Source organism: Gordonia amicalis NBRC 100051 = JCM 11271 (genome assembly GCF_000332995.1).
Lineage (GTDB): Bacteria > Actinomycetota > Actinomycetes > Mycobacteriales > Mycobacteriaceae > Gordonia > Gordonia amicalis.
In genome coordinates this window covers 1-14,307 of sequence record NZ_BANS01000015.1, presented here as the reverse complement: position 1 = coordinate 14,307, position 14,307 = coordinate 1, and the positions used below count along the sequence as shown (strand labels likewise).

The 14,307-nt window shown below is 68.0% G+C and carries 15 protein-coding genes; 5 read left to right on the top strand and 10 right to left on the bottom strand.

The annotated features are described in order from the left end of the window. Positions 1-46 precede the first annotated feature (46 nt). A complete protein-coding gene (locus GOAMI_RS07570) occupies positions 47-448 on the bottom strand; it encodes a hypothetical protein (protein WP_006435866.1) in 402 nt (133 codons plus the stop codon). Between the two features lie 19 nt (positions 449-467). Between GOAMI_RS07570 and hisN the strand changes: the two genes are divergently transcribed. Further along, the gene (gene hisN / locus GOAMI_RS07565) at positions 468-1,289 is read left to right on the top strand and encodes a histidinol-phosphatase (protein ID WP_051995381.1); all 822 of its coding nucleotides are present in this window, start codon (positions 468-470) and stop codon (positions 1,287-1,289) included. Positions 1,290-1,313: 24 nt separating this feature from the next. On the opposite strand, the gene GOAMI_RS07560 is transcribed toward hisN, so the two are convergent. Beyond that, complete coding sequence (locus GOAMI_RS07560) at positions 1,314-1,973, bottom strand: MBL fold metallo-hydrolase (RefSeq protein WP_006435864.1); 660 nt, start codon at positions 1,971-1,973, stop codon at positions 1,314-1,316. 18 nt (positions 1,974-1,991) lie between these two features. Further along, the gene (locus GOAMI_RS07555) at positions 1,992-2,450 is read right to left on the bottom strand and encodes a DUF2752 domain-containing protein (RefSeq protein ID WP_006435863.1); all 459 of its coding nucleotides are present in this window, start codon (positions 2,448-2,450) and stop codon (positions 1,992-1,994) included. 159 nt (positions 2,451-2,609) lie between these two features. On the opposite strand from GOAMI_RS07555, the gene GOAMI_RS07550 reads away from it, so the two are divergent. Both GOAMI_RS07550 and GOAMI_RS07545 read left to right on the top strand, forming a co-directional pair. Continuing rightward, complete coding sequence (locus tag GOAMI_RS07550) at positions 2,610-3,977, top strand: acyl-CoA dehydrogenase family protein (RefSeq protein ID WP_040004673.1); 1,368 nt, start codon at positions 2,610-2,612, stop codon at positions 3,975-3,977. Between the two features lie 26 nt (positions 3,978-4,003). Beyond that, positions 4,004-5,227 carry an acyl-CoA dehydrogenase family protein gene (locus tag GOAMI_RS07545; protein ID WP_006435861.1) on the top strand — a complete coding sequence of 408 codons (1,224 nt, stop codon included), beginning with the start codon at positions 4,004-4,006 and terminating at the stop codon, positions 5,225-5,227. Positions 5,228-5,304: 77 nt separating this feature from the next. On the opposite strand, the gene GOAMI_RS07540 is transcribed toward GOAMI_RS07545, so the two are convergent. From GOAMI_RS07540 to GOAMI_RS07520, 5 genes are all read right to left on the bottom strand, one after another. Further along, positions 5,305-5,673 (bottom strand): fluoride efflux transporter FluC, encoded by a 369-nt coding sequence (locus GOAMI_RS07540; RefSeq protein WP_006435860.1) that lies wholly within the window; start codon positions 5,671-5,673, stop codon positions 5,305-5,307. Next, complete coding sequence (gene crcB / locus GOAMI_RS07535; RefSeq protein WP_006435859.1) at positions 5,670-6,134, bottom strand: fluoride efflux transporter CrcB; 465 nt, start codon at positions 6,132-6,134, stop codon at positions 5,670-5,672. Before crcB ends, GOAMI_RS07540 begins: the two co-directional genes overlap by 4 nt. Before the next feature lie 14 nt (positions 6,135-6,148). Next, the gene (locus GOAMI_RS07530; protein ID WP_006435858.1) at positions 6,149-6,631 is read right to left on the bottom strand and encodes a DUF6790 family protein; all 483 of its coding nucleotides are present in this window, start codon (positions 6,629-6,631) and stop codon (positions 6,149-6,151) included. A gap of 13 nt (positions 6,632-6,644) precedes the next feature. Beyond that, positions 6,645-8,525, bottom strand: a complete 1,881-nt coding sequence (locus GOAMI_RS07525) for a propionyl-CoA synthetase (protein ID WP_006435857.1) — start codon at positions 8,523-8,525, stop codon at positions 6,645-6,647. Positions 8,526-8,681: 156 nt separating this feature from the next. Next, entirely contained in the window at positions 8,682-9,023 is a 342-nt protein-coding gene (locus GOAMI_RS07520; RefSeq protein ID WP_006435856.1) for a MarR family transcriptional regulator, read from the bottom strand. Positions 9,024-9,032: 9 nt separating this feature from the next. On the opposite strand from GOAMI_RS07520, the gene GOAMI_RS07515 reads away from it, so the two are divergent. Beyond that, positions 9,033-9,893 (top strand): alpha/beta fold hydrolase, encoded by an 861-nt coding sequence (locus GOAMI_RS07515; RefSeq protein WP_006435855.1) that lies wholly within the window; start codon positions 9,033-9,035, stop codon positions 9,891-9,893. A gap of 129 nt (positions 9,894-10,022) precedes the next feature. On the opposite strand, the gene GOAMI_RS07510 is transcribed toward GOAMI_RS07515, so the two are convergent. Both GOAMI_RS07510 and GOAMI_RS07505 read right to left on the bottom strand, forming a co-directional pair. Then, a complete protein-coding gene (locus GOAMI_RS07510; protein ID WP_006435854.1) occupies positions 10,023-10,628 on the bottom strand; it encodes a universal stress protein in 606 nt (201 codons plus the stop codon). Between the two features lie 350 nt (positions 10,629-10,978). Further along, positions 10,979-12,214 (bottom strand): GAF domain-containing protein, encoded by a 1,236-nt coding sequence (locus GOAMI_RS07505; protein ID WP_040004657.1) that lies wholly within the window; start codon positions 12,212-12,214, stop codon positions 10,979-10,981. A 165-nt stretch (positions 12,215-12,379) separates the two neighbouring features. Between GOAMI_RS07505 and GOAMI_RS07500 the strand changes: the two genes are divergently transcribed. Beyond that, a complete protein-coding gene (locus GOAMI_RS07500; protein WP_006435852.1) occupies positions 12,380-14,218 on the top strand; it encodes a flavin-containing monooxygenase in 1,839 nt (612 codons plus the stop codon). The last annotated feature ends 89 nt before the right edge of the window (positions 14,219-14,307 follow it).

Below are 14,307 nucleotides of genomic sequence, written 5' to 3'. Positions count from 1 at the left end.
AGAGTACCGACCGCGGGCCGGGTCAGACAGTGTCAGGCCCCGCAGTTCAGATGCCGCCGGGTCCCGCGGGCGGCTGCGGATCGGGCAGGACACCGAACTGCCAGGACGTCACGGCCTTCTGCGGCTTGTAGATCACCGGCAGGTCGTCGCCCACCTGCGGCCACGGATCGTCGGGACCGAGCACAAGCGTTCCGTAGACCTCGGTCGGGTTGGTCTCCGGTCCGACGATGGTCCCGGTGATGGTGTAGAAGCGCTGGCCGTTCTTGTCCGTCGTGCTCTGCGGGTCGACCTGGTCGTCGGAGACGCCGACGACCGTCAGCGTGCCCTGCACATACTGCGAGGCCTTACCTGGGGACATCGCCCGCGGATTCCGGCCTCGCTGCCACTGGACGACCAGCACCACCACCAGCGCGGCCAGCAACAGGGTGAACGTCACGGTGAGCAGCATGACGGCTACCCTACCGGGCATGTCCGCCGACTCCGGTCCGAAAAACCCCAGAACCGCACAGAGCTACGACGACGACCTCGAACTCGCGCTGTCGCTCGCCGATTCCGCCGATGCGCTGACCACGGACCGGTTCGGGGCGGTCGACCTCCGCGTCGACGACAAACCGGACCTGACACCCGTCACCGACGCCGACCTCGCCTGCGAGACGCTGCTCCGCGAACGGTTGGCCGCCCGCCGGCCCGCCGACACGGTCCTCGGTGAGGAGTTCGGCGGTGACGCGACCCTCACCGGTCGCCAATGGGTCATCGACCCCATCGACGGCACCAAGAACTTCGTCCGCGGTGTCCCGGTCTGGGCCACGCTGATCGCCCTGCTCGTCGACGGCGTGCCCACGGTCGGCGTGGTGTCGGCACCCGCCCTGCGTCGACGCTGGTGGGCCGCCGGCGGACTCGGCGCCCACACGTGCTTCGACGGTGAGGACGCCCGTCAGCTCTCGGTGTCGGGGGTCGGCGACCTCTCCGCGTCGAGCCTGGCGTTCTCGAGCCTCTCCGGCTGGGCCGACCGCGGCATCCGCGACCGTTTCGTCGACCTCACCGATCAGGTGTGGCGGGTCCGCGGCTACGGCGACTTCTTCAACTACTGCCTGGTGGCCGAGGGCGCGGTCGACGTCGCCGCCGAGCCGGAGGTCTCCCTCTGGGACCTCGCTCCCCTCGACATCCTCGTCCGGGAGGCCGGCGGGCGGTTCACCGCACTCGACGGGACCCCGGGTCCCGCCGGCGGCAGTGCCGTCGCCAGCAACGGCCTGCTCCACGACAAGGTGCTGGCCGCGCTCCGTCCCTAGAGCGCAGTCCCAAGAGCTTCGTCCCTAGAGCTCCGTACCGGTCTCCTTGTCGAGGACCTTGAACTCGGTCGCGTCGTTCTTCATGTCCGACAGTCGCCCGTAGTGGATGCCGGTCCCGGCGTCGGAGAGGATCGCCTGGTGGATCGGCACCGCGACCCGCGGGGCCATCGCGCGGAGGTAGTCGACGGATTCGCTGAGCTTCATCCACGGCGCGGCCGACGGCAGCGCGAGGACGTCGACGCGCTCGAACGGGATGTAGAAAGAGTCACCCGGGTGCATGAACTGTCCCGGGTTCTCGGGGGTGCCGAGAATATAGGCGACGTTGTCGACGACCGGGATCTCCGGGTGGATGACCGCGTGCCGGCCGCCGGTGAATCGTGCGGTGAGTGAACCGATCTCGATCAGGCCACCACTGTGGGCAGCCGTCCACTCCCCCGCGACGTCGTCGCCGTTGAGCTGCGCGGTGGTCTGCGGGTCGGCGTAGAGCACGGCGTCGGGGTTGCCCGCGACGAGGTCGGGCAGCTTCGCGACATCACAGTGATCGGGATGCTGATGGGTGATGAGGATGGCGTCGAGACCGCTGATGCCCTCGAAACCGTGCGAGAAGTTGCCCGGGTCGAAGAGCACCTTGGTCCCGTCGATCTCGACGAGCAGACAGGAGTGGCCGAAGTGGGTGATCTGCATGCATCCACTCTGCCTTCTTCAGACCACGATCGGGAAGATCCCCCAGCCCGCGGCGGCGTCGACGATGCGCGCCAACCCGTAGGTCAGCCACACGCCCAGCAGGACTGCACCCGCGCGGCCCAGCACGAGGTCGCGCCAGCTCCCGAGCGGAGACTTCCGCCGCCACACCAGAGTTGCGGTCGCGAGGGCGACGGTCACCATGGTGAGGACGAGCAGGATCGGCCCGAAGACGTTGAAGCGAAACGCCGCTCCGACGTCGCCGTGCATGAACGCCACCCAGCTACGGGTGAGACCGCAACCCGGACACGGCAGGCCCGTCATCATCGCGAACGGACAGATCCCCGGACCGGCGTCGATCCCGGCCGGGGTGAACACGCACGCGGCTCCCACCGCGGCGGCACCGGCCAGTCCGACGACCGCCGCACCCAGCGCGCCGGTGGACGATAAGCGCAGGTCGGAGCGGGCTTCCACGGTCACCCGGCCAGCCTAGCGCGCAACACCCCCGCCGGCGTCGGACAAGTAGGTGACAAACTTCTTACTGCAGAGTAAGGTTTGGACTTACCACCGAGTAAGATCGGTCCGCAAATACCTGTGCAGAGCCCCTCACCGGGGCGACTGGAAGAACGGCTGGTGATCATGACAACTCACACCGAACCGCGCGACACCTCCGCAGTCGGCCGCAACCCGCATCCCCGCAACTTCATCGGCACCGCGATGCGTGTCCTCACGACGGTGACCGGCTCGGAGTTCGCGGAGAAGTACAAGATCCGCGAACCCATCAACCGGGTCGCCTACCAGGCCACCAAGACCGGCTTCCAGACCCTCGGTGCGGCCAACCGCGCGTTCAAGGCCGCCCAGGGCGGCTCGGGCGACGCCAAGCGGCTGACCACCGCACCCAAGAACTACTTCAACCTCACCCCCGACGACGAGCAGCAGATGATCGCGGAGACGGTGAAGGAGTTCGCCACCGAGATCCTGCGCCCCGCCGCCTACGACGCCGATGCCGCGGCCACGGCGCCCGAGGACATCGTCAAGCGCTCGGCCGAGCTGGGCATCACGATGATCAACGTGCCCGAGACCTTCGACGGTGCGGCCTCCGAGCGTGGCGTGGTCACCAACGCACTCGTCGCCGAGGCGATGGCCTACGGCGACATGGGCCTGGCCCTCCCGCTTCTGGCGCCGAGTGGTGTGGCCACCACCCTCACCAACTTCGGCACCGACTCCCAGCAGCGCACCTACCTGCCCGACTTCGCCGGCGAGAACGTGCCGCAGTCGGCCGTCGTCATCGCCGAGCCCAAGCCACTGTTCGACGCATTCGCGTTGAGCACCAAGGCAACCCGCGTACCCAGCGGCTACCGCCTCAACGGCGTGAAGTCCTTCGTCCCGGCCGCCGGGTCGTCGGAGTTGTTCGTCGTCGGAGCCCAGCTCGACGGCAAACCCGCGCTGTTCCTGGTCGAGTCCGACTCCAAGGGCCTGATCGTCGAAGCCGATCCCGGCATGGGTGTCCGCGCCGCCGGCATGGGACGCCTGCTCCTGCAGGACGTCGCCGTTCCCGAGACGGCACTGCTGGCCGGCGACGGCGACGCCGCTTTCGCCGCGTACCGCGACGTGGTGCGCCTGTCACGCCTCGGCTGGTCCGCACTGGCCGCCGGTACCGCCCGCGCGGTCCTCGACTACGTCATCCCCTACGTCAACGAGCGTGAGGCCTTCGGCGAGCCGATCTCCAACCGGCAGGCGGTCGCGTTCATGGTCGCCAACATCGCCACCGAGGTCGATTCGATCCGCCTCGTGACGCTGCGCGGCGCCGCACGTGCCGAGCAGGGCCTGAGCTTCGCCCGCGAAGCCGCCCTCGCCCGCAAGCTCACCATCGACAAGGGCCTGCAGATCGGCCTCGACGGCGTCCAGCTGCTCGGCGGACACGGCTTCACCAAGGAGCACCCGGTCGAGCGCTGGTACCGCGACCTCCGCGGCGCCGGCATCGGCGAAGGCATCGTCGTCCTCTAGACCGCCTGTGACCCAAGGAAACTGACATGAGCATCAATCTCGAACTCCCGAAGAAGCTGCACGTCACCATCGACCAGGCACATCAGGCGGCGGCGGAGATCTTCCGACCCATCTCGCGCAAATACGATCTGCGCGAACACGATTACCCGGTCGAACTCGACACCCTGGCCAGCCTCTACGACGGTCTCTCGGAGACCGGCCAGGCCGGCGCGGGTGCCGACGGCGGTCGCAGCCAGCAGAAGAAGGCGAAGCCGCGCGAAGAGGGCGCGGTGGTCAACGGCGGCAACATGCAGTCGGCGCTCAACGTGATCGAAACAGGCTGGGGCGACCTCGGTCTCATGCTGTCCATCCCCTACCAGGGTCTGGGGAACTCGGCGATCGCCGCGGTGGCCACCGACGAACAGCTGGAGCGGTTCGGCAAGGTGTGGGCCGCGATGGCCATCACCGAGCCCAGCTTCGGCTCCGACTCGGCGGCCGTGAGCACCACCGCCACCCTCGACGGCGACGAGTACGTCATCAACGGCGAGAAGATCTTCGTGACCGCCGGCTCGCGCGCCACCCACATCGTCGTATGGGCGACCGTCGACAAGAGCCTGGGCCGCGCCGCGATCAAGAGCTTCGTGGTCCCGCGTGAGCACCCCGGGGTGGAAGTCGTTCGGCTGGAACACAAGCTGGGCATCCGCGTCTCCGACACCGCGGTGATCCGGTTCGAGAACTGCCGGATCCCCAAGGAGAACCTGCTCGGCTCCCCCGAGGTGGACACCAAGAAGGGGTTCGGCGGGGTCATGCAGACCTTCGACAACACGCGGCCCCTCGTCGCGGGCATGGCGGTCGGTGTCGCGCGTGCCGCTCTCGAGGAACTGCGCCGCATTCTCGACGAGGCCGGTATCGAGGTCGACTACGACCGTCCCGCCGCCGACCAGCACGCCGCGGCCGCCGAGTTCCTGCGCATGGAGGCCGACTTCGAGGCGGCCTACCTGCACACGATGCGCGCCACCTGGATGGCCGACAACAAGCAACCGAACTCGACCGAGGCGTCGATGTCGAAGGCCAAGGCCGGACGCACCGTCACCGACATCACCAACAAGGTGGTCGAGCTGACCGGCACGCTCGGGTACTCGGAGCGCCTGCTGGTGGAGAAGTGGGCCCGCGACTCGAAGATCCTCGACATCTTCGAGGGCACCCAGCAGATCCAGAACCTCATCATCGCCCGCCGCGTGCTGAACAAGAGCAGCGCCGAGCTCAAGTGAGTCTCTGACCGTGCGCTTTTCGTCCCCGCCGCCTCGACGAAGGTGGCGGGGACGAATGCGTTCGGCGCCGGTCGACCTCAGGCCGCCCCGACTAGTGCCAGACCGACGGCACATGCGGCGACCGATACGGTCAGCGTGATTCCGGCGTACCCGGCCGCGACCAGCCTCTGCCGGTTCTCCGCCAGGCGGACGACCTCGAAGCTCGCGGTGCTGAAAGTGGTGTAACCGCCACAGAATCCGGTGCCGACGACGGCCTGCAGTTCATGCGGAGCCCCCTGGAAGATCACCAGACCGGCGAGCACACCGAGCAGCGCCGAACCGGTCACGTTGATGACGAAGGTTCCCCACGGGGTGATGCTGGGCCACTTCCATTTGACCGCACCGTCGACGACGAAGCGCACCACCGCTCCGAGCGCTCCCGCCACCACCACGGCGAGGGCGATCATCGCCGCCTCCGTCGTGCCGCGAACCCCGAGGCGGCAGCGATCCCACAGGCTGCCGCGCCGAGACCGAGCACGACGCTGACCGCCGCGTACGCGATGGCGGTCACCACCGCCGACGCGCGGGTCAGTTCCGAGATCTCCAGTGCGAACGTGCTGTAGGTGGTCAGTGCCCCGCAGATGCCGGTGCCACCGAACAACCTCACCCGCTGTCGCCAGCCCTCGTCATGGCCAAGCCGCGCAAGCAGTTCCAGGAGCGCACCGAGTACGAAGGCGCCGATGATGTTGACCGCGAACGTCGCCCACGGCCAGTGCCCCTCGGCTGCGGGGAATGTCTCCTCTGCCCAGTACCGCACGCCCGTACCGATCAGCCCTCCCGCGAACACCCACACCAAGGCGTGCACGCGCAGATGCAGCGGCCGTTCGTCGGGATCGACGGGGAGTTCGTCGTGCTTGTCCACATGCACGCGACAAGTCTCCGCTACGTGACGACCGTGTACAACACGATCAGATAGACCGGCACCAGCACGTCGAAGAAGAAGATCGGTCCGGCGTTGCCCGCCTTGAAGTTCCGGTGCGTCACCATCTCCCGCACGTGTCCGACGGCGGCACCCAGGTAGAACACGGAGAACGCGATGATCGTGGCCAGGGTGAACTCGTCACCGAAACCGGAGGCGATGACACCCAGCACACCGGTCGCCAGGCTGGCGAGACCGACCTCCCACTGCCACGGCGTCTTCGACGGCCAGCCGATCGACTCCGCGATCGGCTCGCCGAAGAACATGTGACCGCACCCGGTCATCCAGCCCTGTACGCCGATCATCCACAGCACCGAGTTCTCGAGCAGATCCCGGCCTGGTTCGCCTCCAGGTGACAGCACATCGATCACCGTCATGACGATCGTGCCGACCAGCCCGACGAACGGGACGAGGGCTATCGCGGTGCGGAGGATGCGGTCGCGCACGTCGTGACGCCCGTCAACCCTTGAGCTGCTCGGCGAGCGCGGTCAGGACGTCCGGGTCCTCGATGGTCGACGGGACCGTGTAGTCCTCGTGGTCGGCGATCTGGCGCATCGTCTTGCGCAGGATCTTGCCCGACCGAGTCTTGGGCAGCGCCGGCACCACCGTCACATCGCGGAAGGTCGCGACGGCGCCGATCTCGTTGCGCACCATGGCGACCAGTTCGCTCCGCAGCGTGTCCGCCTCGATGTCGACACCCGACTTCAGCACTACGTAACCGCTCGGGCGCTGTCCTTTGAGATCGTCGTGGATCCCGATGACCGCGCATTCGGCGACCGCCGGATGCGACGCCACGACCGCCTCGATACTTCCGGTCGAAAGCCGGTGCCCGGCAACGTTGATCACGTCATCCGAGCGTCCCAGGACGAACACGTACCCGTCGGAGTCGAGATATCCGCTGTCGCCGGTCAGGTAGTACCCCTCGAAGGCGGCGAGGTAGGACTTGCGGTAGCGCTCCTCGTCGCGCCACAAACCGGTCAGCGTCCCCGGCGGCAGCGGGAGGGTGATGACGATGTTGCCCTCCTCATTCGCGCCCACCTGCTTGCCCTCGGCGTCGACGACGCCCACCTGATAACCGGGGACGGGGACCGTCGGCGACCCCGCCTTGATCGGCATCGGTTCCAGGCCACGAAGATTCGCCGCAATGGCCCAGCCGGTCTCGGTCTGCCACCAGTGGTCGACGACCGGCACCCCGAGAACCTCCGAGGCCCAGGTGAAGGTGTCCGGGTCGAGCCGCTCGCCTGCAGCGAACAACGTTTGGAGCGTGGACACGTCGTACTTCGCCAGCTCCGCGGCATTCGGGTCGGCTTTGCGGACGGCGCGGATCGCGGTCGGCGCGGTGAAGAGTGCCTTGACGCCGTGGTCGGCGATGACGCGCCAGAAGGCACCGGCGTCCGGCGTACCGACCGGCTTGCCCTCGTACATCACGGTCGTCGCACCGACCAGCAGCGGCGCGTACACGATGTAGGAGTGGCCGACGACCCAGCCGACGTCGGACGCCGTCCACCACAGGTCACCGGCGGAGATGCCGTAGATGTTCTTCATCGACCAGGTCAGCGCGACGGCATGGCCGCCGTTGTCGCGGACCACGCCCTTGGGCTTTCCGGTGGTGCCGGAGGTGTAGAGGATGTAGAGCGGATCGGTCGCGGCGACGGGCACTGGGTCGACGGCCCGGGCGTCGCCCATCGCGGAATCCCAGTCCAGCCAACCGTCGTGATCGGCTGCGGAGCCGTTGATCTCGGGACGGTCCTTGACGATGACGGTCTGCGGAGCACTGGCCGACAGTTCGATCGCCCTCGCCACCATCGGCAGGTACTCGACCGCGCGCCCCGGCTCCAGACCACCGGAGGCGGTGACGACAGCGACCGGCTCGGCGTCGTCGATGCGGGTGGCGAGTTCGGGTGCGGCGAACCCACCGAAGACCACCGAGTGGACGGCACCGATCCGCGCGCAGGCCAGCATCGCGATCGCGGCCTCCGGGATCATCGGCATGTAGATGACGACACGGTCGCCGGCGGCGATGCCCCGGGCGGCGAGGACACCTGCGAAGCGCGAGACCTCGTCGAGCAGTTCGGCATAGGTGTAACGGCGGACCTCGCCGACCATCGCCGAATCCCAGATGAGTACGGTGCGGTCGCCGTTTCCGGCCTGCACGTGCCGGTCGAGGGCGTTGTACGACGTGTTCAGCTCGCCGTCGGGAAACCAGCGGTAGAACGGAGCGGCCGAGTCGTCGAGGGCGCGAGTGGGCCGCACGGTCCAGTCGACGGCCCGGGCGGCCTCGAGCCAAAAGCCTTCACGATCGTCGACCGCCTGGGTGAATGCTTCGGTGTACCGGCCCATGGCCATCCTTTCGCCGTTCTCGCGCGTAGGGCGGGACACCTCATGTGCCACGCCGCCCCTAGAGGGTATCGGTGTGATGGCCGGCACCGAATCGGATCTCTCAACCTGCGCCGATCGGTCACCGGCAGGCGACGAACGGTCACGCACCACGCTCGGTCAGGCGTTGCGCAGCTCCCCCACCGCCGCGGTGACGTGGTCGAGGAAGGCGCGGACGGTGTCGAGCTCGGCCGCCGAGAAGTCGTCGGCTACGGCCCGGACCCGGTCGATGAGCGGACCGAAGAAGCCCCAACCCATCTCCTGGGCCGCGTCGGTGACGTACAGCGTGACCCGTCGACGATCCGCGTCGTCGCGCGCCCGGGAGACCAGGCCCCGACCTTCCAGCCGATCGATCAACGCCGTCGTCGACGCGCTGTTGAGTCCCAGGTGCCCGGCAAGCCAGCCGGGGGTTGCGATTTCCCCTGCCCGCGAACGGTCGAGGAGGGCGATGAGCGCACGCACGTCGGTGGCATGCAGGAGTTCGCCGATTCGCCTGACGGCACCAGGTTCTTCACCGCCTACGACGCCCTCATCGCACGCGGAGGAGGTCGGCCCCTCGAGGTCGAGAGCGGCCACGGGGTGACTCGGGTCAACACCTGTGGCACCTCGCCGGGCACGCCCATCGTCCTGCTCCCGGGCGGTGGCGCGACATCCGCGTCGTATGTGAATGTGGTCGGCCGCCTCGCAGAGTCGCGTCGGGTACTCACCGTCGACATCATCGGCGACGCCGGACGCTCTCGCCCCGGGCCCGGCCGGCCGCGCACAACCGACGAACTGTCGACCTGGCTGGACGCGACGTTCGACGCCCTCGATGTCGAATCCGTTGACCTGGTGGGCCATTCGTACGGCGCGATGATCGCGCTGGCCTACGCGACCGGCGTCCACCGAGAGAGGGTGCGGCGACTCGTCCTCCTCGACCCGACCTCATGTTTCGGCGGCCTCCGACTGCGCTATCTCGCCCACGCAGTGCCGACGCTCATCGCACCGACTCCGCGGCGGCAACGCCGGTTCCTGTCGTGGGAGACCCGCGATGCCACCCTCGACCGCACGTGGACCGAGATGTACTGCGCCGGAGCGCAGTACCCCACCGGCCCCACGATCGTTCCGAAACGCCCGTCCCGAGAGGAATCCTCGAAGCTGCAGGGCGGCAAGATCGTCACCGCGATCTTCGCGCCCGACAGCCGGGCACACCACTCTCCCCGTGTCGCGGCGCGACTTCGGGAGCACTTACCCGATGCGCGGATCATCATGTTGGGCAGCGGAACCCACCACACACTGCCACTGGAGCCCGCGGACGAGGTTGCCACCTCAGTGCTCGACGCGGTCGAGTAGCCTGCGGAGAAGCGTGTCGAAGGGGACAAGTACAGGATCTTGCGGTCCCCACCACCAGGATCGGATGCCCGACGATCTCCCTGAGACGTGCCTCGTCGGTGATGCGCATGCGCACCTCCTCCCAAGCGTTCAGCGGGAGGCGAGGCCGCGTTGCGGAACGGTCCATCCCGGTGTCCAGCGGATGGTGCGGAGCGATGCCTCACGCGTCGCGAACCGGCGGTGGTGATGCAGCCTCCCGTCGGTGACGACGAGATCCACCTCGGTATCGAGTCGGCGGGCAAGGCTCTTCGCCGTCCACCCGGGCCGCCGACCGGACGTGCCCAGCACGACCGCCCCGGCGCCGAAGCGATCGGCAGCGTGCTGCAGCACCGTCACCGGGTCGCCGAAGTCGGTGACGATCTCCACCGACCGCGCACCGAGCCAGATCGCGAGTTCGCGCGCGGTCCGCAGCTGCTCGGCGACCGTGGCCTGCCCGGTCAGCAGATAGGACTCGCCCTTGAGGGCATCGTGGAGTCCGGTCGGGGCCTCGTCTCGCCGGCTGCGTCGTGTCGCGCAGACCAGAAGAATGTCGGACGTCCCTCCGGTCGCGCGCACGGCGGTCTTGATGGCCCGACGCGACGCCTCGCTTCCGGAGACGCCGACGACCACCGGGCGTCCCGCGGACAGGCCGTGTAGTTCCGGAACAGCGGGTGACGCGAGCCATTGCGGGCCGTTGCGTCCGGGGTGCAGCGTCATCGTCTCGTCCTCTCGCCAGTGGTGTAAACGTGCTGCTCACAACGCTATAGAGACGAAGACCCCGAATCGCCATGCTGTGGGATGACCTGACCTCCGCCCGTGGGTGGAGGTCAGAATCCATCGGTGGGCGGAGGTGGGAGCGGGCTGCGGACCTATTCTGGAACGGTGACGAGCTTCACAGCAGACCTCGGTGCCGAACTGCGGCGTATGACCGAGGGCTGGTCCTGGCCGAGTTCGACTGACGGAGAACAACGAATCCACCCCGGAGATCCGCCCTCCTGGACGCAGCCGACGACGGTATGCGCGCGGCGCGACCCCATCGGTTGGTTTTCCGGGGCGGTTCTCGGCACTCAGCCGTCCAGCCGCACCTCGACCCCGTCGGCGAAGCGATACGGCCCCGCCACCAGGAGACCGCCGAACCGCTTGCGCAGCCGCGACATCTCGGCGCGCACGGTCACCGTCCGGTCATCGACGCCGAAGAGGTGCGTCGACATCTGCGCCGCGGCGACCCCGCTGCGATGCCGGGCGAGGTGGGTGAGGATGTCCCCGTGACGCGGCGAACACCGGTGGGTCCATCCGCCGCTGGCTCCCTCGACCGAGACCGCGACGCACTCACCGCCGAAAGCGGTCGTGACCGTGCGCATCGACACCCGCGTCGGCGACGCATCCACCGCGTCGGCGACCCGAACCAGCCAGCCGCCCGGCAGCGCCTCCACATCGCACTCACCGAGCGCACCGAAGAAGGTCCGGCCGGGTCCCACGCCACGCGGCAACAGCAGCCGGGCTCGCGGGGACACCGCGTCGACAGCCGCCACCCAGCCGTCGACGTCCACGGCCAGCGCCGGACCCGGTGAGCGGGCCAGGATCGGGGCAGCGACCGCGCGTAGGCAGTCCAGACGTCGATGATGCCGTTCCCGCAGCTGGGACTCGGCAAGCCGCGCGACGGCGTGCACGAGCGCCAGCGTGGTGGGATGGATCGTCGCCGCCGGCCCACTCACGTCGACGACGCCGAGCACGTCACCGGTGCGCGGGTCCTTGATCGGCGCGCCGGAGCACGTCCAGGAGTGATGGCTGCGCACGAAGTGCTCGGCGGAGAACACCTGGATGGACCGGCCGGACATCAGGGCGGTGCCGATCGCATTGGTGCCCACCGAGCTCTCGGCCCAGTCGGCGCCCTCGATGAAGCCCAGCTGATCGGCGCGGCTGAGCACCCTCGACGACCCGCTGCGCCACAGCACATGACCCCGCGCATCCGCGATCACCAGGATGTTGTCGCCGTCGGCGATGAGCGAGTCGAGACCGCGGGCGAGTTCGTCGACGACCTCGACAAGCCCCGATTGGCGGCGGCGCTCCTCGAGTTCTTCCACGTCCAGTCGTCTTTCGACGGCAGAGTCCGCGTCCGGGTCGAGGCCCGCCTTACGGAGCCGCTGCCACGAGTCGTCGATCACGGCCCGCGGACGTGCCGGCATCCGCCCACCCGACATCGCCGCGTCGTGGACGGCGCTGAGGACGTGGGCGAACTCCCTCGGATCGTCGCCGGCCTGAACCGCAGGCTCCAGATCGGAGACGTGGTCGGAAGTCATCATCACGAAGATTGTGCGTCACATCACAGAATCGATGCAAGAAGGGGTCGGGTCGCAACGGGCTGCAACCCTTGCCGCGGTGGATAGGCGTGGCGTCTGCTGTCCTCAGCAAGACTGTGGTCCGCGTCACTTTCGGGGGTGGACCACCCGAACTGTTGAGGAGACACCATGACCCAGACGCTCGAGCCGGTCGTCAGCACCGGCCGGACCCCGCAGCAGCGGATCGACGCGTGGCTGGAGGAGTTCGAAGCCGCGCTGGCCTCGCTCGACGTCGGTCGGGCGACAGCTGCGTTCCTCACCGACAGCTATTGGCGCGATCTGACGGCGTTCACCTGGAACATCAAGACCGTCGAAGGCCACGAGCAGATCACCGACATGCTCCTTGCTCGTCTGGCCGACACCCGTCCCGCGGGCTTCGCGACGACCGAGGAGGCCGCCGATGACGGCGACGGTGTGGCGTCGGCCTTCATCTCCTTCGAGACCGCCGTCGGACGCTGCGAGGGTCACCTACGTATCCGCCCGGACGCCGACGGCACCGATCGCGCCTGGACGCTCCTCACCACCATGCAGGAGCTGAAGGGGTACGAGGAGAGCCGGGGCCCCACCCGCGTGCTGGGTGCCGTACATGGTTCCGATCCCGACACCCGATCCTGGGCCGAGAAGAAGGCCGACGAAGAGCGCGAGCTGGGCCGCACGGCACAGCCCTACGTCCTCGTCATCGGCGGCGGACAGGGCGGGATCGCGCTGGGCGCACGCCTCCGGCAACTCGGGGTGCCGTCGGTCGTCGTGGACCGTCACGACCGGCCCGGTGATCAGTGGCGCAAGCGGTACAAGTCTCTCTGCCTACACGACCCGGTCTGGTACGACCACCTCCCGTACCTCCCCTTCCCGGAGAACTGGCCGGTGTTCGCACCCAAGGACAAGATCGGCGACTGGCTGGAGTTCTACACCAAGGTCATGGAGGTGCCGTACTGGAGCAAGACCACCTGCCTGTCGGCCACCTACGACGAGGACCAGGAACGCTGGACGGTCGAACTCGACCGCGACGGCGAACGCCTGACTCTTCATCCGATGCAGCTCGTTCTCGCCACCGGTATGTCCGGTAAGCCCTCGATCCCGACCGTTCCGGGTCAGGACATCTTCGCCGGCGAACAGCATCACTCCAGCCGGCATCCGGGACCCGACGCCTACGCGGGCAAGAAGGTGGTCGTGATCGGGTCGAACAACTCCGCCCACGACATCTGCAAGGCGCTCGTCGACACCGGCGTCGACACCACGATGGTGCAACGATCGTCAACGCACATCGTGAAGTCGGATTCGCTACGGTCGATCGCTCTCGGCGGCCTCTACAGCGAGGAGGCGGTCGCCTCCGGGATGACCACCAAGAAAGCCGATCTCACCTTCGCCTCGCTGCCCTACCGGATCATGCACGAGTTCCAGGTGCCGGTGTACAACCAGATCCGCGAGCAGGACAAGCAGTTCTACGACCGTCTCGAGGCGGCCGGCTTCCAGCTCGACTTCGGGGACGACGACTCGGGTCTCTTCATGAAGTACCTACGACGCGGCTCGGGCTACTACATCGATGTCGGCGCCAGCGAACTCATCGCCAACGGCACCATCAAGCTGGTCCACGGTCAGCTCGATCATCTCACCGAGACCGCGGTGGTCCTGTCCGACGGCACCGCACTCGAAGCCGATGTCGTGGTTTACGCCACCGGATTCGGATCGATGAACGGCTGGGCCGCCGACCTCATGGGACAAGAGGTCGCCGACCGCGTCGGCAAGGTCTGGGGACTGGGATCGGAGACCACCAAGGACCCCGGACCGTGGGAGGGCGAGCAGCGCAACATGTGGAAGCCGACGCAGCAGCCGGGCCTCTGGTTCCACGGAGGCAATCTGCACCAGTCCCGCCACTACTCGCTGTACCTGGCCCTTCAGCTGAAGGCTCGGTACGAGGGCCTCGACACTCCGGTCTACGGCCTGGCCGAGGTGCACCACCTCAGCTGAGGACGCATGAACGAGAAATGCCCCGCGACAACTAGGTCGCGGGGCATTCTCATGGCTTGGACGCCGCATCCGTCCTGAACCGACGCGAG

Bases quoted from the DNA above. Each gene is read 5' to 3' on its own strand.
- GOAMI_RS07570 (WP_006435866.1), bottom strand. From the start codon at position 448: ATGCTGCTCACCGTGACGTTCACCCTGTTGCTGGCCGCGCTGGTGGTG.
- hisN (WP_051995381.1), top strand. From the start codon at position 468: ATGTCCGCCGACTCCGGTCCGAAAAACCCCAGAACCGCACAGAGCTAC.
- GOAMI_RS07560 (WP_006435864.1), bottom strand. From the start codon at position 1,973: ATGCAGATCACCCACTTCGGCCACTCCTGTCTGCTCGTCGAGATCGAC.
- GOAMI_RS07550 (WP_040004673.1), top strand. From the start codon at position 2,610: ATGACAACTCACACCGAACCGCGCGACACCTCCGCAGTCGGCCGCAAC.
- GOAMI_RS07545 (WP_006435861.1), top strand. From the start codon at position 4,004: ATGAGCATCAATCTCGAACTCCCGAAGAAGCTGCACGTCACCATCGAC.
- GOAMI_RS07540 (WP_006435860.1), bottom strand. From the start codon at position 5,673: ATGATCGCCCTCGCCGTGGTGGTGGCGGGAGCGCTCGGAGCGGTGGTG.
- GOAMI_RS07525 (WP_006435857.1), bottom strand. From the start codon at position 8,525: ATGGGCCGGTACACCGAAGCATTCACCCAGGCGGTCGACGATCGTGAA.
- GOAMI_RS07515 (WP_006435855.1), top strand. From the start codon at position 9,033: ATGCAGGAGTTCGCCGATTCGCCTGACGGCACCAGGTTCTTCACCGCC.
- GOAMI_RS07510 (WP_006435854.1), bottom strand. From the start codon at position 10,628: ATGACGCTGCACCCCGGACGCAACGGCCCGCAATGGCTCGCGTCACCC.
- GOAMI_RS07505 (WP_040004657.1), bottom strand. From the start codon at position 12,214: ATGATGACTTCCGACCACGTCTCCGATCTGGAGCCTGCGGTTCAGGCC.
- GOAMI_RS07500 (WP_006435852.1), top strand. From the start codon at position 12,380: ATGACCCAGACGCTCGAGCCGGTCGTCAGCACCGGCCGGACCCCGCAG.